The sequence below is a fragment of the Thiopseudomonas acetoxidans genome, from assembly GCF_030362935.1.
Classification (GTDB): Bacteria; Pseudomonadota; Gammaproteobacteria; order Pseudomonadales; family Pseudomonadaceae; genus Thiopseudomonas; species Thiopseudomonas acetoxidans.
In genome coordinates this window covers 286501-309168 of record NZ_JAUCDY010000001.1, presented here as the reverse complement: position 1 = coordinate 309168, position 22668 = coordinate 286501, and the positions used below count along the sequence as shown (strand labels likewise).

General features: G+C 48.1%; 19 protein-coding genes. 5 read left to right on the top strand and 14 right to left on the bottom strand.

The annotated features are described in order from the left end of the window. The first annotated feature begins 5 nt into the window (after positions 1-5). Positions 6-728 carry a DUF3108 domain-containing protein gene (locus QEZ41_RS01535; protein WP_289409592.1) on the top strand — a complete coding sequence of 241 codons (723 nt, stop codon included), beginning with the start codon at positions 6-8 and terminating at the stop codon, positions 726-728. 119 nt (positions 729-847) lie between these two features. Continuing rightward, positions 848-1282 carry an OsmC family protein gene (locus QEZ41_RS01530; protein WP_289409591.1) on the top strand — a complete coding sequence of 145 codons (435 nt, stop codon included), beginning with the start codon at positions 848-850 and terminating at the stop codon, positions 1280-1282. Positions 1283-1357: 75 nt separating this feature from the next. On the opposite strand, the gene htpG is transcribed toward QEZ41_RS01530, so the two are convergent. The 12 genes from htpG to sdhC all read right to left on the bottom strand — a co-directional run bounded on the left by htpG (position 1358) and on the right by sdhC (position 17179). Further along, positions 1358-3259, bottom strand: coding sequence for a molecular chaperone HtpG (htpG, locus tag QEZ41_RS01525; RefSeq protein ID WP_289409590.1), 1902 nt, complete (start codon positions 3257-3259; stop codon positions 1358-1360). An 86-nt stretch (positions 3260-3345) separates the two neighbouring features. Then, positions 3346-4560 carry a hypothetical protein gene (locus QEZ41_RS01520; RefSeq protein ID WP_289409589.1) on the bottom strand — a complete coding sequence of 405 codons (1215 nt, stop codon included), beginning with the start codon at positions 4558-4560 and terminating at the stop codon, positions 3346-3348. Between the two features lie 28 nt (positions 4561-4588). Continuing rightward, a complete protein-coding gene (brnQ, locus tag QEZ41_RS01515; RefSeq protein WP_289409588.1) occupies positions 4589-5914 on the bottom strand; it encodes a branched-chain amino acid transport system II carrier protein in 1326 nt (441 codons plus the stop codon). Between the two features lie 58 nt (positions 5915-5972). Continuing rightward, positions 5973-6854: a succinate--CoA ligase subunit alpha gene (gene sucD / locus QEZ41_RS01510; RefSeq protein ID WP_289409587.1), complete on the bottom strand. Its 882-nt coding sequence runs from the start codon at positions 6852-6854 to the stop codon at positions 5973-5975. Further along, positions 6851-8020 (bottom strand): ADP-forming succinate--CoA ligase subunit beta, encoded by a 1170-nt coding sequence (gene sucC / locus QEZ41_RS01505; RefSeq protein ID WP_289409586.1) that lies wholly within the window; start codon positions 8018-8020, stop codon positions 6851-6853. The genes sucD and sucC overlap by 4 nt, the downstream gene beginning before the upstream one ends. Positions 8021-8094: 74 nt before the next feature. After that, positions 8095-9531 (bottom strand): dihydrolipoyl dehydrogenase, encoded by a 1437-nt coding sequence (gene lpdA / locus QEZ41_RS01500; protein ID WP_289409585.1) that lies wholly within the window; start codon positions 9529-9531, stop codon positions 8095-8097. 77 nt (positions 9532-9608) lie between these two features. Beyond that, positions 9609-10805 carry a dihydrolipoyllysine-residue succinyltransferase gene (gene sucB, locus QEZ41_RS01495; protein ID WP_289409584.1) on the bottom strand — a complete coding sequence of 399 codons (1197 nt, stop codon included), beginning with the start codon at positions 10803-10805 and terminating at the stop codon, positions 9609-9611. 60 nt (positions 10806-10865) lie between these two features. Continuing rightward, positions 10866-13700 carry a 2-oxoglutarate dehydrogenase E1 component gene (locus QEZ41_RS01490; protein ID WP_289409583.1) on the bottom strand — a complete coding sequence of 945 codons (2835 nt, stop codon included), beginning with the start codon at positions 13698-13700 and terminating at the stop codon, positions 10866-10868. 235 nt (positions 13701-13935) lie between these two features. After that, on the bottom strand, positions 13936-14640 hold the full coding sequence (locus QEZ41_RS01485; protein ID WP_289409712.1) for a succinate dehydrogenase iron-sulfur subunit: 705 nt from the start codon (positions 14638-14640) through the stop codon (positions 13936-13938). Positions 14641-14666: 26 nt separating this feature from the next. Next, on the bottom strand, positions 14667-16439 hold the full coding sequence (gene sdhA / locus QEZ41_RS01480; protein ID WP_289409582.1) for a succinate dehydrogenase flavoprotein subunit: 1773 nt from the start codon (positions 16437-16439) through the stop codon (positions 14667-14669). 3 nt (positions 16440-16442) lie between these two features. Then, positions 16443-16811, bottom strand: a complete 369-nt coding sequence (gene sdhD / locus QEZ41_RS01475; RefSeq protein WP_289409581.1) for a succinate dehydrogenase, hydrophobic membrane anchor protein — start codon at positions 16809-16811, stop codon at positions 16443-16445. After that, entirely contained in the window at positions 16805-17179 is a 375-nt protein-coding gene (gene sdhC, locus QEZ41_RS01470; protein WP_289409580.1) for a succinate dehydrogenase, cytochrome b556 subunit, read from the bottom strand. The genes sdhD and sdhC overlap by 7 nt, the downstream gene beginning before the upstream one ends. A 495-nt stretch (positions 17180-17674) precedes the next feature. Between sdhC and QEZ41_RS01465 the strand changes: the two genes are divergently transcribed. Beyond that, on the top strand, positions 17675-18961 hold the full coding sequence (locus tag QEZ41_RS01465) for a citrate synthase (RefSeq protein ID WP_289409579.1): 1287 nt from the start codon (positions 17675-17677) through the stop codon (positions 18959-18961). Positions 18962-19013: 52 nt separating this feature from the next. On the opposite strand, the gene QEZ41_RS01460 is transcribed toward QEZ41_RS01465, so the two are convergent. Continuing rightward, positions 19014-19265 carry a YkgJ family cysteine cluster protein gene (locus tag QEZ41_RS01460; protein ID WP_289409578.1) on the bottom strand — a complete coding sequence of 84 codons (252 nt, stop codon included), beginning with the start codon at positions 19263-19265 and terminating at the stop codon, positions 19014-19016. Next, a complete protein-coding gene (locus tag QEZ41_RS01455) occupies positions 19265-20134 on the bottom strand; it encodes an NAD(P)-dependent oxidoreductase (RefSeq protein ID WP_289409577.1) in 870 nt (289 codons plus the stop codon). Before QEZ41_RS01455 ends, QEZ41_RS01460 begins: the two co-directional genes overlap by 1 nt. A gap of 473 nt (positions 20135-20607) precedes the next feature. Between QEZ41_RS01455 and ccoN the strand changes: the two genes are divergently transcribed. Next, positions 20608-22056: a cytochrome-c oxidase, cbb3-type subunit I gene (ccoN, locus tag QEZ41_RS01450; RefSeq protein WP_289409576.1), complete on the top strand. Its 1449-nt coding sequence runs from the start codon at positions 20608-20610 to the stop codon at positions 22054-22056. A 2-nt stretch (positions 22057-22058) separates the two neighbouring features. After that, on the top strand, positions 22059-22667 hold the full coding sequence (ccoO, locus tag QEZ41_RS01445; RefSeq protein ID WP_289409710.1) for a cytochrome-c oxidase, cbb3-type subunit II: 609 nt from the start codon (positions 22059-22061) through the stop codon (positions 22665-22667). The last annotated feature ends 1 nt before the right edge of the window (position 22668 follow it).

Below are 22668 nucleotides of genomic sequence, written 5' to 3'. Positions count from 1 at the left end.
CAAGCATGCTACGTATTTTATTAACGACTTTATTGCTTAGTCTGTGTAGTGCTAACCTCGCTGCTGCCGAACTACAGCCTTTTCATGCCAGTTACACTGCGGACTGGTCGCAGCTTCCTTTTACTGGCAAAGCCGAGCGCTCATTAAAAAACAACGGTGATGACACGTGGCGTTTAAGCTTTGAAGCCTCCATGATTGTGGCTGGGTTAAAAGAAACCAGCACATTGCGTTTAGCCGGTGAGCAAATCCAGCCCCTCAAATACCGCTATCAGCGCACAGGCTTGGGTAAGGCAAAAAAAAACAGCCAAGACTTTAATTGGCAAACCTACCTGATAACGGGTGTAGAAAAAAAACAGCCTTTTGAAATGCCTTTGTTAGTTGGCGTACTCGACAAATCTTCTTATCAACTCGCACTGCAACTCGATGTTGCAGCAGGCCAGCAAGCCATGAGTTATTCAGTGGTCGATGGCAATGAGTTAGATACCTATGATTTCCGCGTTTTAGGCGAGGAAATCGTCACAACCAGCGTAGGTAAACTGCGCACCATCAAAGTTGAGCGGGTACGCGATCCGAGTCAAAGCCAGCGCAAAACCACGCTCTGGTTTGCGGCTGACTGGAATTTCTTGTTAGTGCAACTCAATCAAGTTGAAAAAGACGGCAAGGATTACACCATCATGCTTGAACAGGGTTCAGTTAACGGTAAACCGATAACAGCAATGCCCGAATAAAGCTGCGCGACAATCCTTTAGCATTATTTACTTTTTTGCATAACATCAAGCAGCAGCATAGAATAGCGACATTCTATAAACCCTCACTCGAGCAGTTTTACTTAACTAAGGAGCTATTTATGCCAATGAAGACTATTCGTGCTACTGGAAAAATGGGCGCTGGTATGACCATTGAAATTATGTGTGGCGAGCACAAAATCTACATGGATCAACCAAAAAACTCTGGCGGTGCTGACTTAGGCCCGGCTCCACCTGAGTTGATTTTGGCTGCCTACGCTGGCTGTGTTGGCAGCATTGGACGTATTATTGCCTTCCAGGAAAAATTCACCTTGCGCGGCATGACCTTTGAAGTAGAGGCCGATTACGATACTGACCGTATCTTGGGGCGTGAAACGACCGCACGCACAGGCTTTCAAGAAATACGTCTGAAAGTAGGCATTGACGCTGATCTCGATGATGCCGCTAAGCAAGATTTATTAGAGCGTATTGAAGCTCGCTGCCCGATTTACGATAACCTAGCTAACGAAACCAAGCTGGTATCTTCACTGGCTTAATCCCTTGCCACCCTTATAAAAAAAGCCCTTGCCAAACGTATTGACAAGGGCTTTTTGTTAAACTCAGATGTTTGTTTAACCTGCCAGCTCTACCAGCAGCTTATTCAAGCGCTGCACATAGGCGGCTGGGTCTTTGATGCTATCACCCGCTGCCAATGCTGCTTGATCAAACAGGATATGTGCTAAATCGGCAAAACGATCCTCATCGGGCTCAGCATCGAGTTTTTCCAGCAGCGGGTGCTGCGGATTAAACTCAAATACAGGCTTAGAATCCGGTACCTTCTGCCCTGTGGCTTCCAGAATCTGACGCATTTGCAAGCCGAGATCCTGCTCACCAATCGCCAAAATAGCCGGCGAGTCCGTCAAACGGTGCGAGACACGTACGCTGGCCACCTGATCTTTTAGCACACCTTGCAAGCGCTCAACCAAGGCTTCTTTATCCTTCGCCACTTCCTCTTGAGCTTTCTTGTCTTCTTCTGAATCAAGATTACCTAGATCTAGGTCACCACGCGCCACATCCACAAACTGTTTGCCATCAAACTCGGTCAGGTAGCTCATCAGCCACTCATCAATACGGTCGGTCATCAGCAGCACTTCGATGCCTTTTTTACGGAAGACTTCTAGGTGTGGGCTGTTTTTAATCTGCGCATAGCTTTCACCGGTCAGGTAATAGATTTTTTCCTGCCCTTCCTGCATACGCTCAATGTATGCCGCCAAAGAGACATTTTGCTGCTCGTCCGTATTGTGGGTCGAAGCAAAACGAAGCAAACCCGCGACCTTTTCTTTGTTAGCAAAATCTTCCGCCGGCCCTTCTTTTAGCACCTGACCAAAGGCATCCCAAACTTTGGCGTAGTTATCGGGTTCGCTTTTCGCCATTTTCTCCAGCATATCCAACGAGCGCTTAGTGAGCGCGGTTTTCATGCTGTCAATAATCGGGGCTTTCTGCAGAATTTCGCGAGAGATGTTCAACGACAAATCGTTGGAATCCACCACCCCTTTAATAAAGCGCAAATACAGCGGCAAGAACTCATCCGCTTGATCCATGATAAACACACGCTGCACATAGAGTTTCAACCCTTTAGGTGCTTCACGCTGGTATAGGTCAAAAGGAGCACGCGCTGGAACGTAGAGTAAAGAGGTGTACTCCAGCTTGCCTTCAACCTTGTTATGACTCCACGCTAATGGGTTTTCAAAGTCATGAGCCACATGCTTATAAAACTCTTGGTATTCCTCGTCCTTGATCTCGGTACGCGCACGCGTCCACAGGGCGCTGGCACGGTTGACCACTTCCCATTCAATCTCTGCTGGCTTGTCGTCTTCACCCTGCTGCTCTTTAGGCAGTTCAATCGGCAACGCCACATGGTCAGAGTACTTAGTGATGACATTACGCAAGCGCCAGCCATCAGCATATTCGCGGGCGTCTGGTTTTAAATGCAACACGATGCGGCTGCCACGCTCAGGTTTATTAATGGTAGAGATATCAAACTCACCCTCACCGGCTGAGCTCCACAATACGCCTTCCTCAGCACTTAAGCCGGCACGACGGGTAAAGACTTCCACCTTATCCGCAACAATAAAGGCTGAATAAAAGCCCACGCCAAACTGGCCAATCAGCTGTGAATCTTTCTTTTGATCCCCTGTGAGGTTCTTCAAAAACTCGGACGTACCCGACTTAGCGATGGTACCTAAGTGGTTAATCACCTCATCACGACTCATGCCAATAGCGTTATCTTCGATGGTCAGGGTATTAGCCTCTTTATCAAAGCTGATCTGAATTTTCAGCTCAGGATCTTGCTCTAACAACTCAGGCTTAGATAGCGCCTCAAAGCGCAGCTTGTCAGCAGCGTCCGAAGCGTTGGAAATGAGCTCGCGAAGGAAAATCTCTTTATTAGAATATAAAGAGTGAATCATTAGATGCAGTAATTGCTTTACTTCAGTTTGAAAACCAAGCGTTTCTTTTTGTGCGTCTACAGTCATTATTTAACTCCACAGTTATAAACCACCGTGATACGGTCATGCACTGGGAGATGGGGGCGGCAAAAAATAATTCAAGCAAAAACCCCTTACTGTTCTGACATCCACATAATTTCTTCTATTTCATCCGGCTGCAGCTGAAAAGTCACTTCACCACCTTTATGCATGCTGCGTTTGAAAATCAAACCACCCTCAGCATTCAGACCCTGAAAATAGCCTGTAAAATTATGCCTATTAATGGTTTTAACCTGCATTTCTTGGTTTAGATAGCCGTTAAAATTAGCTAACAGATGCGCCAATGAGAACTCCTCGGCCTGCTCTACTTGTATGCTGTCACGTGCAGCCAGTTGCTGGGCTATGGCCGCAAGATTTGAGTCGACTACTTGCCAGCGCTGATCTTTGGTCAAAGTAAACTGCACTGGAAAACTCTTGTTAGCAATCAACAGCTGACCTTGCACCGACAACGGCACAGAAAACATATCAAGCTTGGATGTACGCTTAAAATGCAAATTGTCCACTTCCAGTAGGCTGCGACTGTAGTTATGCAATAAATAATCGATCGTTTGCGCATGGTCATAACTTAAATCAACCTGCGTTCCCTGATAGCGCAACTTATCGCTGTTGACTTGCAAAACACCGGAAACCTGCGTGTGTTGCGGCGTGGCTAAAGCGAGATAAAAGTCACCCACCAGCTGATTAGGCGGCTCGCTCTTTAAGGCAATGTGCATGGTGTAATCCGATGTAATCTGCTTTTTCAGTCTTTGCCCGCGTTCATAGTCGTACCAGACAATCTCTATGTGCGGTAATGGTTGCTGATCATCAGGCAACACATCAACAAACAAACCAGCTTGCTGCTGCAGGTTGGGCGTATTGAGCAAATTAATTTTTAGTTGCGCGCCAAATCCATCTGTTGTTTTTTCACGCAAATACAACACATTTTCGTCAATCTCTGCCGAATGCACTAAAAACCGCTGCCCAAAAATACTGCCCTGCAGCTGTCCTTCACCACCCCAAGCCTGCGCATCCCCAGTCGCAAACCAATTCCACGCCATTAATTTTTGCCACTTCTCCGGTTGCTCGGTAGCCAACTGGTAGCTGCCTGCCGCCAGCAAACCCGCGCCAACAAACAGCGATATTAAGGGCAACACCGCCCTACGCCAGTGCAGCAGCAAAAAAATAACTATAAAAGGTGGCATCACCACAGCCAAGCCCCAAAAAGGCTTAAATATGAATGCACGCCAAATCAACCAAAGCCAACTCAATAGAAAAACAAATATGCCTGCCAGTATGAGCATTGCCACCATAATAATTACCTTCAAACGCTGATATGTCCTAATCCAGTGGTGTGTGCGCCTGTTTGTTCACATTAGGGTGTTTCCTGTCCAGCAATGTTAATACAACTACCAGCGCACAGGCTGGAAGCACCCAGGCCATCTGTTTGTGTGCCAAGGGTAACTGCTGGAAAACTGTCAGCAACTGCCAATCAACTCCCGCCACCACTAATGCATCGACCAACCCAAAAACCAGCGTCATCAATAAGACGGACTTAAATACACGTCCGGGGTTATGCCAAATTGGTTTTAAAAAACTTAACAACACCAACACTATCGCTAATGGATACAGGCCCACCAAGGCTGGTACTGACACCTTAATCAGCTGGGTCAAACCTTGATTGGCAACCACCAAGCTAAACAACGCAAAAAACACCACTGTTCTTTGATAGCGAATACCCCACAACCACTTAAAGTATTCTCCACAGGCAGCCAGCAGTCCAGTGGCGGTGGTTAAACAGGCAAGAGTAATAACCACGGACAACAGTAAAATACCCCAATCACCAAAAGCATAATGCACGTAGATAGCTAAAACCTGTCCGCCATTTGTTGCATCCGCAGCAATCTGGTGGCTGGTTGCGCCAAGATAAAATAAAGACACATACACCACAGACAAACCAAGCGCAGCAATAAGCCCAGCATAAATAGAATAACGCGTGATTTGCTTAAGCTCAGTGACACCCTGACTGCGGATTGTTCCGGCAATGACCACGCCAAATACCAAAGCACCCAAGGCATCCATGGTCAAATAACCATCAAGAAAACCCTGCGTCATGGGCTGGCTGGCATAATGACCACTTGCTTCACCCAAGCTTCCAGCAGGATTGAATAGCGTCGCCAAGCCAAGCAATACAAGGGCAGCCAATAAGACTGGAGTAATGAACTGACCTATTCGCACAAGTATTTTATTGGGGTTAAGCGCTAAATAAAGCACTGTTGCAAAATACAGACTGCTAAACAGCAGTAATAGCCACCAATGCTCACCGAAAAAAGGCACTATCCCTATTTCATAGGCAACCACTGCGGTGCGCGGTGTAGCGAAAAAAGGACCGATAGCCAAGTAAACCATAATGGCAAACACCGTTCCTGCACGCACGCCTATAGGTGCCGTCAATGTTTGCAAGCCACCGCCCACCTTGGCTAAAGCTATAACTGTAGCCAGCGGCAGTCCTACACCAGTCAGCAAAAAACCCACTGCCACTAACCATAGCTGGCTGCCTGATTGCACGCCTGCCGCGGCTGGAAAAATAATGTTTCCCGCTCCGAGAAACAAGGCAAAGGTCATAAAACCTAGCGCCATAATCTGTGATTTTGAGAGTGACTTCATGCAGCTGCAACCTTAATGAAAAAAGCCGCCTGTTGGCGGCTTTGGCTATTGTAACCTGTTACTTAATTTGCCAACCAGTCACTTTTGCTATGGCTGTCCCTATTTCTGCTAGCGAACGCACGGTGGTCACTCCGGCATCTTCAAGCGCAGCAAACTTATCCTCCGCTGAGCCCTTGCCGCCAGCAATGATAGCCCCAGCATGCCCCATGCGTTTACCAGGAGGCGCTGTCACCCCTGCAATATAGGCAACCACTGGTTTAGTAACCCGCTGTTTGATATACACAGCTGCTTCTTCTTCGGCAGTACCGCCAATCTCACCAATCATGACAATGGCTTCGGTTTGCTCATCCTGTTCAAACAACTCCAGCATATCCACAAAACTTGAGCCCGGAATTGGATCACCGCCAATACCAACACAGGTGGACTGACCAAAACCCGCATCCGTCGTTTGCTTCACCGCTTCATAGGTTAGCGTACCTGAGCGCGATACAATGCCCACTTTACCCGGCTGATGGATATAGCCCGGTTGAATACCAATTTTACATTCACCCGGTGTAATTACTCCAGGGCAATTCGGACCTATTAAGCGCACGCCCAACTCATCACACTTGTGCTTCACCAGCAGCATATCCAGCGTTGGTACGCCCTCAGTGATGCAAACAATCAACTTGATACCAGCAAAAGCCGCTTCCAGAATCGAATCTTTGCAAAACTGTGCCGGCACATAAATCACTGACGTATCAGCGCCTGTAGTCTTTACGGCTTCTTGTACCGTATTAAAAACCGGCAAACCCAGGTGCACGGTACCACCTTTTTCTGGAGTAACTCCGCCGACCATTTGCGTGCCGTATTCAAGTGCTTGCTGAGAATGAAACGTACCCTGCGTACCGGTAAACCCCTGACAAATCACTTTAGTGTCTTTATTAATCAGAATACTCATTGCTGCCCCTCCGTTGCTTTTACCACCAACTGAGCAGCCTCGCTCAAGCTATGTGCAGCGATAATATTCAAGCCACTTTTAGCCAGCATGTCGGCACCTAGCTCAGCGTTGTTACCCTCAAGACGCACCACTACAGGTACTTGTACGCCGACCTCAGCAACTGCGCCCATAATGCCTTCAGCGATAATATCGCACCGCACTATGCCGCCAAAAATATTAACCAGTACGGCTTTTACGTGCTCATCAGAAAGAATGATTTTAAAGGCTTCAGTGACCCGTGCTTTATCAGCACTACCACCTACATCAAGGAAGTTAGCCGGCTCGCCGCCATAAAGGCTGACCATATCCATAGTACCCATAGCCAAACCTGCACCATTGACCATGCAGCCAATATTGCCGTCTAGTGCTACATAATTAAGCTCGAATTTTGCCGCATGCGCTTCGCGTGGGTCTTCTTGGCTAATGTCACGCAACGCACGCATTTTGGCTTGGCGGTACAGGGCATTATCGTCCACGTTAGCTTTGGCATCGAGACAAAACAGGTCACCATCGGTTTTGATAACCAGCGGGTTTACTTCCAGCAGTGTTAGATCTCGCTCTATAAACAAGCGGACTAGATTAACGAACAACCTACTGAACTGACGCACCTGCTCATTATTTAAGCCTAATTGGTAACCCAAGGATCGTCCTTGAAAAGGAAGTGGCCCCACCATCGGGTCAATGCTGGTCTGCATGATTTTTTCTGGCGTACGTTGCGCAACCTGTTCAATATTCACCCCCCCTTCAGCACAGGCGATAAAGACAACCTTTTGTTTGGCTCTATCCACCACCACACTGAGGTACAGCTCTTGCGTAAACTCTACGCATTTCTCGATCAAGATACTGTGGACTGGCTGACCCTTGGCATCAGACTGATAGGTTACCAGTCGCTCGCCCAACCAGTGCCGCGCAAAATCTTCGGCCTCAGCGATGGTACGAACCAGTTTGACACCACCAGCTTTGCCACGCCCTCCTGCATGCACTTGAGTTTTCACCACCCAACACTGGCCGCCCAGGCTCGTGCAAGCTTGGCTCACCTCATCCACTCGAGTAGCCACCACCCCGCGCGCCACGGGTAAGCCGTAATCGGCAAAGAGCTGTTTGGCCTGATATTCATGTATGTTCATGCCCGAACCTCTTTTACATTAATTAGCAGCACTGCATTAATAAAAAAGCCGCCTGTTGAGGCGGCCTTTTTAACTTAACGCTTTTTGCGATTCCCGATGTGTATCGCTTTGCCATTGACTGCTAATGCAGCTTCTTTCATGGCTTCAGATAGAGTTGGATGTGAAAAAACCATCATGCCAAGATCTTCAGCACTGGTACCGAACTCCATCGCTATCGCACCCTGCTGAACCAATTCAGCCGCACTTGGGCCAATCACATGCACACCCAGCACGCGATCGGTTTGTGCATCAGCAATGATTTTCACAAAACCTGTGGTGTCGTTAGCGGCCATGGCGCGACCACTGGCGGCGAAAGGAAACACGCCCACATTGATGGCTACGCCTTCGCTCTTAAGGGTTTGCTCAGTTTTACCTACGCCAGCAATTTCTGGGTGCGTATAAATCACGCCCGGAATTAAGTCGTAGTTCATTTGAGTTTTCTGACCAGCAATGCGCTCTGCAACCATCACACCTTCTTCAGATGCTTTGTGCGCCAGCATGGGTCCACGCACTACGTCACCAATAGCGTATACACCCGGAACACTGGTAGCACAGTTATCATCCACATAGATGTAACCACGCTCATCCAAGTTCACACCGCTGTCTGCAGCAAGCAGGTTAGAGGTTTCAGGACGACGACCCACAGCAACGATCAACTTATCGAAGGTTTGTTGCTGCTCGCCTTCCGCATCTGTAAAGCTAACGTTAACTTGCTTCTTCTTAATTTCTGTTCCAGTTAAGCGCGCACCCAAGCGAATGCTTAAACCCTGCTTGGTTAAAACTTTCAGCGCTTCTTTGGCAACCTGCTCATCCACTGTAGGCAAAAACTGCTCTTGTGCTTCGATAACAGTTACTTCTGCACCTAAGCGCGCCCACACAGAGCCCAACTCTAGACCGATAACACCTGCGCCAATCACACCAAGTTTTTTCGGTACTTCTTGGAAGTCTAGCGCGCCGGTTGAGTCAACGATCACGTCTTGATCTACTGGTGCAGGTGGAATATCAATAGGCTGTGAACCGGCAGCGATAATAATGCTGTCGGCTTCATAGGTTTGTACTGTGCCATCTAAACCGGTCACTTCAACCTGTCTGTTCGCCAGCAACTTACCATGCCCTTCAATAGTGGTAACACCATTGGCTTTAAATAAGCCAGCAATACCCGCCGTTAGGTTTTTAACAATAGTATTCTTGCGTCCAACCATGGCAGATACGTCCATCGCCACTTCTTTTACGCTAATACCGTGCTGGGAAAAGCTGTCTTTGGCTTCATGGTATTTCCATGAGCTATCAAGCAATGCCTTAGAAGGGATACAACCGACGTTTAGGCAGGTTCCGCCCAAAGCGAGCTTGTCATCTTTGCCTTGGTATTTTTCAATACAGGCAGTTTTTAACCCTAACTGTGCCGCTCTAATTGCTGCAACATAACCGCCAGGGCCTGCTCCGATTACGAGCACATCAAATTTTTGTGACATGAGGTTTCCTCGTGTAGTGGTACATACCACATTACCTCTAGCCGCCCACTGGACAGGGAGCGGCTAGAATTAAACATTTAGATATCCAAAAGTAGACGCGCTGGATCTTCAAGCAAATCTTTCATGGTGACCAAGAACGTCACAGCTTCTTTTCCGTCAATCAAGCGGTGGTCATAAGACAGCGCCAAATACATCATCGGCAGAATAACCACTTCGCCATTCACTGCCATAGGACGCTCTTGAATTTTGTGCATACCTAAAATTGCAGTTTGTGGTGGGTTAACAATTGGGGAAGACAGTAGCGAGCCAAAGACACCACCATTAGAAATGGTGAATGTACCACCCGTCATTTCTTCAATAGTTAGCTTGCCATCACGCGCTTTCAGGCCGTACTCACGAATGGTGGCTTCAATTTCAGCCAGGCTCATGAACTCAGCATTACGCAATACTGGAACCACTAGACCGCGGTCGCTGGACACTGCTACACCAATGTCCTGATAGCCGTGGTAAACAATGTCTTTGCCATCAATGGATGCGTTAACACCAGGCTGGCGTTTTAGCGCTTCAGTAGCCGCTTTAACAAAGAAGGACATAAAGCCCAGACGTGTACCATTATGGGTTTTTTCGAACAGGTCTTTGTATTTGGCACGCAAATCCATGATCGGCTTCATGTTGACTTCGTTGTAGGTCGTCAACATTGCCATAGTGGACTGGGCTTCGACCAAGCGCTCGGCAACCTTGGCACGCAAGCGCGTCATTGGCACACGTTTCTCGGTACGATCGCCGGCGGCAAACAGCGGCGCTTCAGCTGCAACTGCAGCAGGACGCGCAGCAGCGGCAGGCTTGCCAGCAGCAGCTGCGACAGCGTCTTCTTTGGTTACGCGACCATCTTTGCCTGTGCCTTGGATGCTGGCAGGATTCAGTGCGTTTTCCTCAGCAATTTTACGTGCTGCAGGTGACAAAATTGGCTCCACACTGGCTGCTGGGGCTGCTGCCTGTGGTTCTGCTTGCGCTGCAGGTGCTGCACTGGCGGTAGCTTGCGTATCCAGTTTGCCCAGTAACTCACCACTGAGAACAGTTGCGCCTTCTGCTGCAACAATTTCTGTAATAACACCGTCCGCTTCGGCCAAAACTTCCATAACGACCTTATCGGTTTCAATATCTACAATAAGCTCATCACGCTTAACGGCTTCGCCTACTTGTTTGTGCCAAGTAGCAACAGTACCGTCTGCTATGGACTCTGGAAACGCTGGAGCTTTAATTTCAATTGCCATCTTCGTAATCCTATTAATTTGGGAGTTCGATGGCCGTAGCTCAGGCTACGGCCTTTACTGTTAAACCTTAAAAGCATCCTGCAAAAGCTGCTCTTGTTCTTCGGCATGTTGCGAGGGATAACCACAGGCAGGTGATGCTGATGCAGCACGTCCAGCATATTGCAATACCAAGCTTTGATTATATTCCGATGCCACACGGCGCATATGATGTTGACTGCAATACCAAGCCCCTTGGTTCATCGGCTCTTCTTGGCACCAAACCACATGCTTGAGGTTTTTGTACTTAGCGAATTCTTCCGCCAAGTCTTCCTCTGGGAATGGATACAACTGCTCAATACGTACAATGGCAACATTATCAATTCCTTCGGCACGGCGCTTTTCTAGCAAGTCATAATAAACCTTTCCGCTACACATAATCAGGCGATCGACCTTATCTGCAACCAGTGTATCCACCTCACCAATTACAGTCTGGAACGAGCCTTCAGCCAAGTCTTCTAAAGTAGAAACAGCTAACTTATGACGCAATAAAGACTTAGGTGTTAGCGCAATCAATGGCTTACGCAGTGGGCGAATCACTTGGCGGCGCAGCATATGATAAACCTGCGCTGGCGTAGTCGGCACACACACCTGCATATTATGCTCAGCACAAAGCTGTAAAAAACGCTCTAAACGTGCAGAGGAGTGCTCGGGGCCCTGACCTTCATAGCCGTGTGGTAGAAGCATAGTCAAACCTGATAAACGCCCCCATTTGGTTTCACCGCTACTAATAAACTGGTCAATAACAACCTGTGCACCGTTAGCAAAGTCACCAAACTGTGCTTCCCAAATCACTAATGAGTTGGGCATGGTGCCAGCGTAACCGTACTCAAACGCCAACACAGCTTCTTCCGACAGGAAGGAGTCATAAATACTAAAGCGCGGCTGATCATCGGCTATATTTTGCAACGCAACGTAAGTTTCACCGTTTTTTTGGTTATGCAATACCGCATGGCGGTGAGAGAACGTACCGCGTCCCACGTCCTGACCAGTAATACGAACAGGATGACCTTCATAAAGCAGCGTTGCATAAGCAGCAGTTTCTGCAAAACCCCAGTTAATGGGCAAACCACCAGCGGCCATTTTGCGGCGGTCTTCCAACACCTTAGCTACTTGGCGCTGAACCACGAAACCATCTGGTGTTTCTTGCAACTTATGCGTGATTTCTTGCAATGTTTTCAGATCAAAGCGCGTGTCATGACGTGCAGTCCAGGCATGGCCTAGATAAGGGGTCCAGTCAACAAATAACTCTTCGTTTGGTTCTTTGACCAAGCTTTTCGCTACGTGCTCACCGTTATCCAGCGCAGTGCGGTACTCATCAACCAGTTGTTGCACTTGCTCTGCTGTCAGACTGCCCTCTTTGACCAACTGCTCAGCATAAAGCTCACGTGTAGTAGGCTGCTTGCTAATCAATTGATACATCAATGGCTGTGTGCCACTTGGCTCATCGGACTCGTTATGGCCACGACGGCGGTAACACACCAAGTCAATGACGATGTCACGTTTAAACTGCATGCGGTAATCAACAGCCAGTTGTGTGGCAAAAATAACCGCCTCTGGGTCGTCACCGTTCACGTGCAAAATAGGCGCCTGAATCATTTTCGCCACATCGGTAGCGTATTCAGTAGAGCGTGTATCTTCAGGTTTGTTAGTCGTAAAGCCGACCTGGTTGTTAATCACCAGACGTAACGTTCCGCCCGTTTTATAAGCCCGGGTTTGTGACATTTGAAAGGTTTCTTGTACGACACCCTGACCCGCAAACGCAGAGTCACCATGCACAGTGATAGGCAGAACTTTGTCGCCTAATGGGTCGTTACGACGATCTTGACGTGCACGCACCGAACCCTCCACCACAGGAGAAACAATTTCCAGATGCGATGGGTTAAAGGCTAAAGCAATATGGATTTCGCCGCCCGGAGTCATCACATTAGAAGAGAAACCCTGGTGATATTTCACGTCACCGGAGCTTAAACCCTCAACGCGCTTACCATCAAACTCGTCAAACAAGTCTTGCGGATTTTTACCGTAGGTATTGACCAGAACGTTTAAGCGTCCACGGTGCGCCATCCCCACAACCACTTCTTTAATGCCGTAGGATCCCGCACGCTGAATAATTTCATCCATTAAGGGGATGAAGCTTTCGCCCCCCTCGAGTCCAAAACGCTTAGTGCCGGGGTACTTGGTGCCTAGATATTTCTCTAGCCCTTCACCGGCAGTTAAGCGCTCAAGAATATGTTCTTTTACGTCAACAGAAAAAGCAGGATTGCTGCGCACGCTTTCTAAACGCTGCTGGAACCAGCGACGCTGCTCAGAATCAACAATATGGGTGAATTCAGCACCAATAGTGCCGCAATAGGTCTCATGCAAAGCCTGCTGAATTTCTCGTAGCGTGGCTTCTTCTTTGCCTATGTTTAAATCGCCGGTGTGAAAAACCGTATCTAGATCAGCATCGGTAAGACCATAGTGTTGTACGGTCAAATCAGGCTGCATCGGACGCACCCAAAGATTCAACGGGTCAAGCTTTGACGCTTGATGACCACGCATTCTATAGGCTTGGATTAGGCGCAAAACTTCAACCTGTTTCTTTTCATGCTCAGTGCTTACGCTACTTATCGAAACGGGCTGAACACGGCGCTGATTTTTAGCCAGCAACACAAACTGCTCGCGCACGGTAGAGTGCGAAACATCGGAGCTTAAACCGCCAGTGGTAGTCGGTAGCTTTTGGAAATAAGACCGCCACTCCTCTGATACGGAATTAGGATCGTGAAGAAAAAGCTCATAGAGCTCTTCAACATAGGCAGCATTTCCACCCGATAGGTGGGCGCTACTCCACATACGCTGCATTACGCTTTCTTGCATGCTAGGTCACCCTTGGTAAGGGGGACACTACCGGCTTGGGACCAGAGTAACTATAAGAAGCCATTTGTAGCAGCGACTTCAGTTAAGCCACTACGGTTCCTGCAGATAGTCTGGGAAGCAACCCAGGTGCCCCTGCTGGTCGTCATTTACTTGAAAAGCAACTTTTTGGGTTGCTTTTAGTTAGAGTTCGCCCACTCATTGTTTTGAGTGGGCGATTGTTGCGCCTAAGAACTTATTAGGTCGCGCTCTGTAACAACATACTACGAATATTGCCTATCGCGCGGTTCGGATTGAGGCCTTTCGGGCATACGTTGGTACAGTTCATAATGTCGCGGCAACGGAAAACACTAAACGGGTCATCCAAACGCGACAAACGCTCAGTCGTTTTTGTATCACGGCTATCAGCCAAGAAACGATACGCTTGCAATAGCGCAGAAGGTCCCAAGAACTTGTCTGGGTTCCACCAGAAAGAAGGACAGCCTGTTGAACAGCACGCACAGAGGATACACTCATATAGACCATCTAACTTAGCACGGTCTTCTGGCGACTGCAGACGCTCAATGGCTGGTGCAGGCGTATCATTCTGTAGATATGGCTGAACTTTCTCATATTGCTGATAGAAGATGGTCAGATCAACAACCAGGTCACGAATAATCGGCAATCCTGGCAGTGGGCGAACCACTAGCGTGTCGTTTTTAATGACCGTAGATATTGGCGTAATACAGGCAAGACCATTGACACCCGCCATACTCATACCATCGGAACCACATACGCCTTCACGACATGAGCGACGGAAAGCAAACGTCTCGTCTTGTTCTTTGATGAGCTGCAGCACATCCAGAACCATCATATCCTTACCATCAATTTCAACATCAAATGCTTGCATGAATGGTGCGGAATTTACTTCTGGATTATAGCGATACACGCTAACTTTTAATATTTTAGGCAAAGACATCTTGACAACCCTTAATAAGTACGTTCTTGGGGTTCAAATGCAGGAACCGTTTTCGGCGATAAGTTTACAGCACGCTTGCCAACACGCTTTTCACCTGGGAAGTACATGCTGTGACACAACCAATTCTCATCATCACGACTTTCAAAGTCTTCACGCGCATGTGCGCCACGTGATTCTTTACGTGCTTCCGCAGCAATTGCAGTCGCTTCAGCCACCTCAAACAGATTTTGCAGTTCAAGCGCTTCAATTCGAGCAGTGTTATAGGCATTGCTCTTATCGTTGATCTTGACGTTTTCAATACGCTCACGTAGGCCAGCAAGTTCAACAATACCTTTCTGCATGAACTCACCGGTGCGGAAAACACCGAAGTAGTTCTGCATGCAGTTTTGTAGCTCTTTACGCAAAGGCGCAACATCTTCACCCACTGTACGCTCATTCAAGGCGGCTAGTCTCGACAGTGACTGTTCTAAATCACTCTCGCCAGCACTGCGCGTTTCAACACCTTCACGCAAGCTCTTTTCCAGATACAGTCCTGCTGCACGACCAAAGACAACCAAGTCAAGCAGCGAGTTACCACCTAAGCGGTTAGCACCGTGCACCGATACGGATGTCACTTCACCCACACCGAACAAGCCTTCAATGATTTTATCTTCACCGTTAGCATCTTGTGCAATCGCCTGACCATGAATGTTAGTCGCGATACCGCCCATCATATAGTGGCAGGTTGGCACAACTGGAATGGGCGCAACCACTGGATCGATGTGCGCAAATGTCTTAGACAGCTCGCAGATGCCAGGTAGGCGGCTGTGAAGCACTTCTTCACCAAGGTGATCAAGCTTCAATAAAACATGGTCACCGTTCGGGCCACAACCATTACCAGCCAGAATCTCTTTAACCATTGAGCGCGCAACAACGTCACGGCCTGCCAAGTCTTTGGCGTTTGGTGCGTAACGCTCCATGAAGCGCTCGCCATGCTTGTTAATCAGGTAACCACCTTCACCACGGCAACCCTCTGTTACTAGAACCCCCGCGCCGGCAATACCGGTTGGGTGGAACTGCCACATTTCCATATCCTGCATTGGAACACCGGCACGTAAGCTCATACCCACGCCGTCACCCGTGTTAATCAGAGCGTTGGTAGTGGATGAGAAAATACGTCCCGCACCACCCGTCGCCAACACAACAGCTTTAGCACGGATATAGACGGTTTCGCCTGTTTCAATACAAATGGCAATCACACCTACACACGCACCGTCTTGGTTCATGACCAAGTCAACGGCATACCACTCATTCAAGAAGCTGGTGCCACTTTTCAGGTTAGCTTGATACAGGGTGTGCAACAATGCATGTCCGGTACGGTCAGCTGCAGCACAGGTACGCGCTGCCTGACCGCCGCGCCCATAGTCTTTGGACTGTCCACCAAAAGGACGCTGATAAATACGGCCAGTCTCAGTACGGGAGAAAGGTAAGCCCATATGCTCCAGCTCATAGACGGCTTCTGGACCTACTGAACACATGTACTCGATAGCGTCTTGGTCACCGATATAATCGGAACCCTTAACGGTATCGTACATGTGCCAGCGCCAATCATCGTTCGGGTCATCTGAAGCAATCGCACAGGTAATACCACCCTGGGCAGACACTGTATGCGAACGTGTTGGAAAAACCTTTGTTACAACGGCTGTCTTGTGACCGCCTTGTGCTAATTGCAATGAAGCGCGCATACCCGCGCCGCCGCCACCAATAATGATGGCATCATAAGAAAGAGTACGAATACTGGACATGGATTAAATTCCCCAAAGGATTTGGATGCCCCAAACAAAGAGCACAAACATGAGTACGCCACAGAACGATTGCGCTAAAAAGCGAACACCGCCCGCCCACTTGCCAAGGGTCATCGGTGTTAAGTAGTCAGTGGTAATAGTCCACATTCCCACCCATGCGTGGGCGCCTAACGCAACAAGCGTCAGCAAACTAAAAATTCGCATCCAGCTTTGCGCAAACAAAGCGTCCCACTGAGCGTAGTCCAAATTTGGGTTAGCCAGTACATACCCCAGCAAAAACAGGGTATAAGCTGCCAGCACTACGGCTGACACTCGCTGCGCCATCCAGTCATAAAGCCCGGAGCGCGAGAAGTTAGTTACACTAGTTACCATATCCATACTCCTACTATAAGCGTCAGTACGGCTGAAATCACTAGCACGGCTTTAGCGCCGAGCTTTGCAGCTTCCAGCTCTCCACCAATACCTAAATCCATTATTAAGTGACGTATTCCAGCCACCAAATGGTATAGGAGTGCAGAGAGGAGTCCCCATACTACAAACTTAACTAACGGATTAGTCATAATCTGCTTAACTTCGGCAAAACCCTGCTCTGAAGTTAAGGACTTATCCAGTCCGTACATAAGTACGATAAGTCCAAAAAACAGGATCGCACCTGAAATTCTATGCAGAATAGAAGAATATGCAGTGATGGGTAATTTTATTGTCCTAAGATCTAGGTTTACAGGTCGTTGGCTATTCACGGCGTCATCACACTTAGAGAGCCCAAAGGGCTGGTTGTAGGAAAAACACCTAAGAAACTTCTGAATAATCGACAAAATTGACTTACATCAATCAAATCCAGCGAACACCAATACTATTTGCACGCTATCTCAATTAACTTGGGTCTTTTTACCTTCTTATTCAAAAACCTCCTAATTAGGCGCTCGTCACCATCATAGTGGTAATCGGCAAGCTAGGCATATGCCAGCTGCCAATCAGCTATCGAGTATAGTGTAAAATCACCCCCAATGACAATGCATAAACATTCGCCTAAAAGCGCATTGCCTCTCTTTGACAAACTAAGCCATTATCTGTAACTGCAAGAACTGCAAGTTTCGCATCCGAATGTCTCACAGAGCCATTTTTAAAATAGAAGCAAGTGGCTATTAACAAATTGACATTCACACCCATCTTACTATTATGTTGCGGGTCCAAAAATGGGCCGTGATGATTTCAAGCAAAACTAGGAGGCCAAAATGGCTGACAAAAAATCGCAGTTGATCATCGAAGAGGGCGCAGCCCCCATCGAATTTCCTGTTTTATCGGGCACACTAGGCCCTGATGTTATTGATGTACGTAGCCTGATTGCGAGCGGTTATTTCACTTATGACCCTGGCTTTATGTCTACCGCCTCATGCGAATCAAAAATCACTTATATTGACGGCGATAAGGGTATTCTTTTACACCGTGGCTACCCAATCGAAGAGCTAGCAGCTAAATCAGATTACCTGGAAACCTGCTACCTGCTGATTCATGGTGAGCTGCCAAACAAAGCTCAAAAAGATGAGTTTGTTAACACCATCATGAGCCACACCATGGTGAACGAGCAGCTTAAGTCATTCCTAAACGGCTTCCGTCGCGACGCCCACCCAATGGCTGTTCTTTGCGGTATCGTTGGTGCTTTATCAGCGTTTTACTACGATTCCTTGGATAACGATAATCCAAAACACCGTGAAATTTCTGCGCATCGCCTAATCTCCAAGATGCCAACCATTGCAGCAATGGCATACAAATACTCAGTAGGCCAACCCATCATGTATCCACGCAACGATCTCAGCTACGCCGAGAACTTCTTGCACATGATGTTTAACACCCCTGCAGAAATTAAACCTATCAATCCTGTGTTGGCACGCGCCATGGAGCGTATTTTCATTCTCCATGCCGACCATGAACAAAACGCCTCAACCTCTACCGTACGCCTAACCGGCTCAACGGGTGCCAACCCATTCGCCTGTATCGCTGCAGGTATTGCTGCCCTCTGGGGGCCAGCACACGGTGGCGCCAACGAAGCTGTACTGCTGATGCTCGATGAAATTGGTGACGCCTCTAACATAGACAAGTTTATTGCTAAAGCGAAAGACAAAAACGATCCATTCAAGCTAATGGGCTTTGGTCACCGCGTGTACAAGAACTTTGACCCACGCGCACAAGTGATGAAACAGACTTGTGACGAAGTACTGTCAGAGCTAGGCATCAACGATCCACAGCTAGACCTAGCAATGAAACTAGAAGAGTACGCACTGAACGACCCATACTTCAAAGAGCGTAACCTCTATCCTAACGTGGACTTCTACTCAGGCATTATTCTGAAAGCTATTGGTATTCCAACCAGTATGTTTACAGTAATTTTTGCTATGTCGCGCACCGCCGGCTGGATTTCACATTGGCTGGAAATGCTGGCAGAGCCACACAAAATCAACCGCCCGCGCCAGCTATACACTGGCTACACGCAGCGTGATTACACGCCTATCGACAAGCGTTAATCGGCTGAACATAAAAAAGCTGCCTCAAGGCAGCTTTTTTAATTCTTTAACCTTAACAGGTTTGCACTTCAAGCAGCGCTATCAGCTGCATCGCCTCTTCCTTACTGCTACCGCACACATACTCTTGAGCACTAAACTCTTGGCAAAAACGTGGCCGTGTCAACTGCCCAAAAAGCCGGCACAGATCATTCTCATCTAAATGAGCACAGCGTTCACCTGCTGCTTTCCCATGCGGCATGCCTGGCATCGCAGTCTGTATTGAGGGCGCTATGCAACATGCTCCACAACCTGGTCGACACTCCATTAACGACACCTTAAACGCTGGATTAAACTCGATGTATCCCAGTCCGCACCGCCCATTGTCTCAACATCTGCGTAAAACTGATCTACTAAAGCCGTTACTGGAAGTTGCGCCCCCTGCTTTCTAGCCTCATCCAACACATAACGTAAATCTTTGCGCATCCACTTAACCGCAAAACCAAAATCAAACTTCCCATCAAGCATCGTTTGGTAGCGATTCTGCATCTGCCAAGAACTAGCAGCTCCCTGACTTACAACCTGCATTACAGCCTCAACATCTAAGCCAGCCTGCTCAGCAAAGTGCAGCCCCTCAGCCAAACTCTGTAACAAACCTGCAACACAGATCTGATTAACCATTTTCGTTAACTGCCCAGCACCTACCGGCCCCATCAGGCGTATAGTTTTTGCGTAGCAAGACAGCATGGACTCAACCTGTTTAAATACACCAGCCTCGCCACCCACCATAATAGTCAAAGCACCTTGCTCCGCGCCCAACTGCCCACCAGAAACAGGCGCATCAAGAAACCCACACCCTTTTATTGCAGCAAACTCTGCCAGCTCACGCGCTTTTTGCGCTGAAGCCGTTGTGTGATCGACCAAAACACTGCCAGCCCTCATTGCGCTAAACACTCCGTCACCACCCTGCAGCACAGCGTGCAAGTCCTCATCATTACCCACGCATGTAATGACCAAATCAGCCTCTGCCGCTGCTGCAGCCGGAGTCAGCTTATACGTACCGCCATACTCTTTAACCCAGCGCTGCGCAACACACGTGGTTCTGTTATACACAACAACCTCATAACCACGATTTGCTAAATGACCAGCCATGGGGAAACCCATATTACCCAGCCCAATAAATGCAACTTGTTCCATAATCATTACCCAATACACGCACACTAATCGCCCAAAACAACACCAAAGCCGACCGCTGCCAGAATACTATTTGATAGTCCAGCCATTATGCAAAAAACTTATCCCGCTTTGATGGTTTCTTTTAGCTAGACTACCAATTATAATTTACTGAGCATGATTATGCCTGTGACGATAATAATCAAAAATGAGACCGCCAACGCTGGCATCAAAATTGCTAAAAAAGCAAGCTAACAGATAGCAATGACAGCCCATTTCGTGCCCCACCGCACACTTTGGAAACTCTTGCTAAAGACCTCTAGCATCGGGCTTTGCGCCCAAACCGCAAAAAAAGCAATTAAAGTCTTGCGCTATTGACCCTTATCAATACTCACTGCATCATGTTTAGACACAATTTTTTTGTGACAATAGTGAACATTTCATCCTGAAGTGATTCACTAATTATCTGCCCTAATAAACGGATGGAAAACCTCAATATGAATACGACAACGAGTTCCGCCTATAACTATAAGGTGGTTCGCCAGTTTGCCATCATGACGGTGGTCTGGGGGATTGTCGGAATGCTAGTAGGCGTTCTGATTGCTGCCCAGCTGGTTTGGCCTGAACTTAACATGGATCTACCGTGGACAACCTATGGTCGTCTGCGTCCATTACACACCAACGCAGTTATTTTTGCATTTGGTGGTTGCGCGCTGTTTGCAACGTGCTACTACTCTGTGCAACGTACCTGCCAAACTCCACTTTTTGCGCCTAAATTGGCCGCCTTCACCTTCTGGGGCTGGCAGCTAGTTATCCTATGTGCAGCAATCAGCCTACCACTAGGCTTCACTACTTCTAAAGAGTACGCTGAGCTTGAGTGGCCGATTGACATTCTGATCGCTGTTACCTGGGTAAGCTTCGCCATTGTATTCTTCGGTACAGTAGCCAAGCGTAAGGCTAAGCACATTTATGTGGGCAACTGGTTCTACGGCGCTTTCATCCTAACGATTGCTATGCTGCACATCGTTAACAGCATGGAAATCCCTGTAATCAGCGGCGCTCTCCTGAAGTCTTACTCCGCTTATTCCGGCGCTACTGACGCTCTAGTTCAGTGGTGGTACGGTCACAACGCTGTAGGTTTCTTCCTGACCGCTGGCTTCCTAGGCATGATGTACTACTTCGTACCTAAGCAAGCTGAGCGTCCAATCTACTCCTACCGCTTGTCTATTGTGCACTTCTGGGCATTAATCTGTACCTACATCTGGGCAGGCCCGCACCACTTGCACTACACAGCTCTACCTGACTGGGCACAATCCCTAGGTATGATCATGTCCTTGATTCTGCTGGCTCCATCATGGGGTGGTATGATTAACGGTATGATGACCCTTTCAGGTGCATGGCATAAGCTGCGCAGCGACCCAATCTTGCGCTTCTTGGTGGTATCCCTAGCATTCTACGGCATGTCAACTTTTGAGGGCCCAATGATGTCCATTAAGACAGTTAACGCACTGTCTCACTACACCGACTGGACCGTTGGCCACGTACACGCTGGTGCTTTAGGTTGGGTTGCCATGGTATCCATTGGCTCTCTGTACCATTTAATTCCGCGCCTCTTTGGCCGCGAGCAAATGTATAGCGTTAGCCTGATCAACACCCACTTCTGGCTGTCGACTATCGGTACTGTTCTTTACATTGCCTCGCTCTGGATCAATGGTCTTGCGCAAGGTTTAATGTGGCGCGCCATTAACGATGACGGCACACTGACTTATACCTTCCAAGAGGCTATTGAGTTAAGTCATCCAGGTTTTGTGGTACGCCTAATTGGTGGAACTATCTTCTTCGTTGGTATGCTGCTAATGGCCTGGAACGTCTGGAAAACAATCCGCAGCGCGGATCCTGCTGAAGCTGCTGCTGCAAACCGTTTTACGGTTGAAGGAGCTCACTAATGATTAAGCACGATACAGTTGAAAAGAACATTGCCTTAATGGCATTGCTCATGATTTTAGTCGTCAGCATTGGCGGCTTAACGCAAATCGTACCCATCCTTTTCCAAGATGTAGTTAATGAGCCGGTAGAGGGTCTCAAGCCTTATACCGCACTACAGCTAGAAGGTCGTGATATTTATATTCGCGAAGGTTGTGTTGGCTGTCACTCACAGATGGTACGTCCATTCCGTGCAGAGACTGAGCGTTATGGTCACTACTCAGTAGCAGGCGAGTTTGTTTACGATCACCCATTCCTATGGGGTTCAAAGCGTACTGGTCCAGACTTGCATCGCGTTGGCGGCCGCTATTCTGATGACTGGCACAAAGCTCACTTGTTCAATCCACGTAACGTGGTACCTGAGTCAAAAATGCCTTCATACCCCTGGCTTGCACAAAACAAGCTAAGCGGTAAACACACTGTTGCTAAAATGAAAGCTTTGAAAACTCTCGGTGTTCCTTACACAGATGAAGACTTAAGCGGTGCGGTAGCAGCTGTAAAAGGCAAAACCGAAATGGACGCGATTGTTGCTTACCTGCAGGTGTTAGGTACAGCAATCAAGAACAAACGGTAAT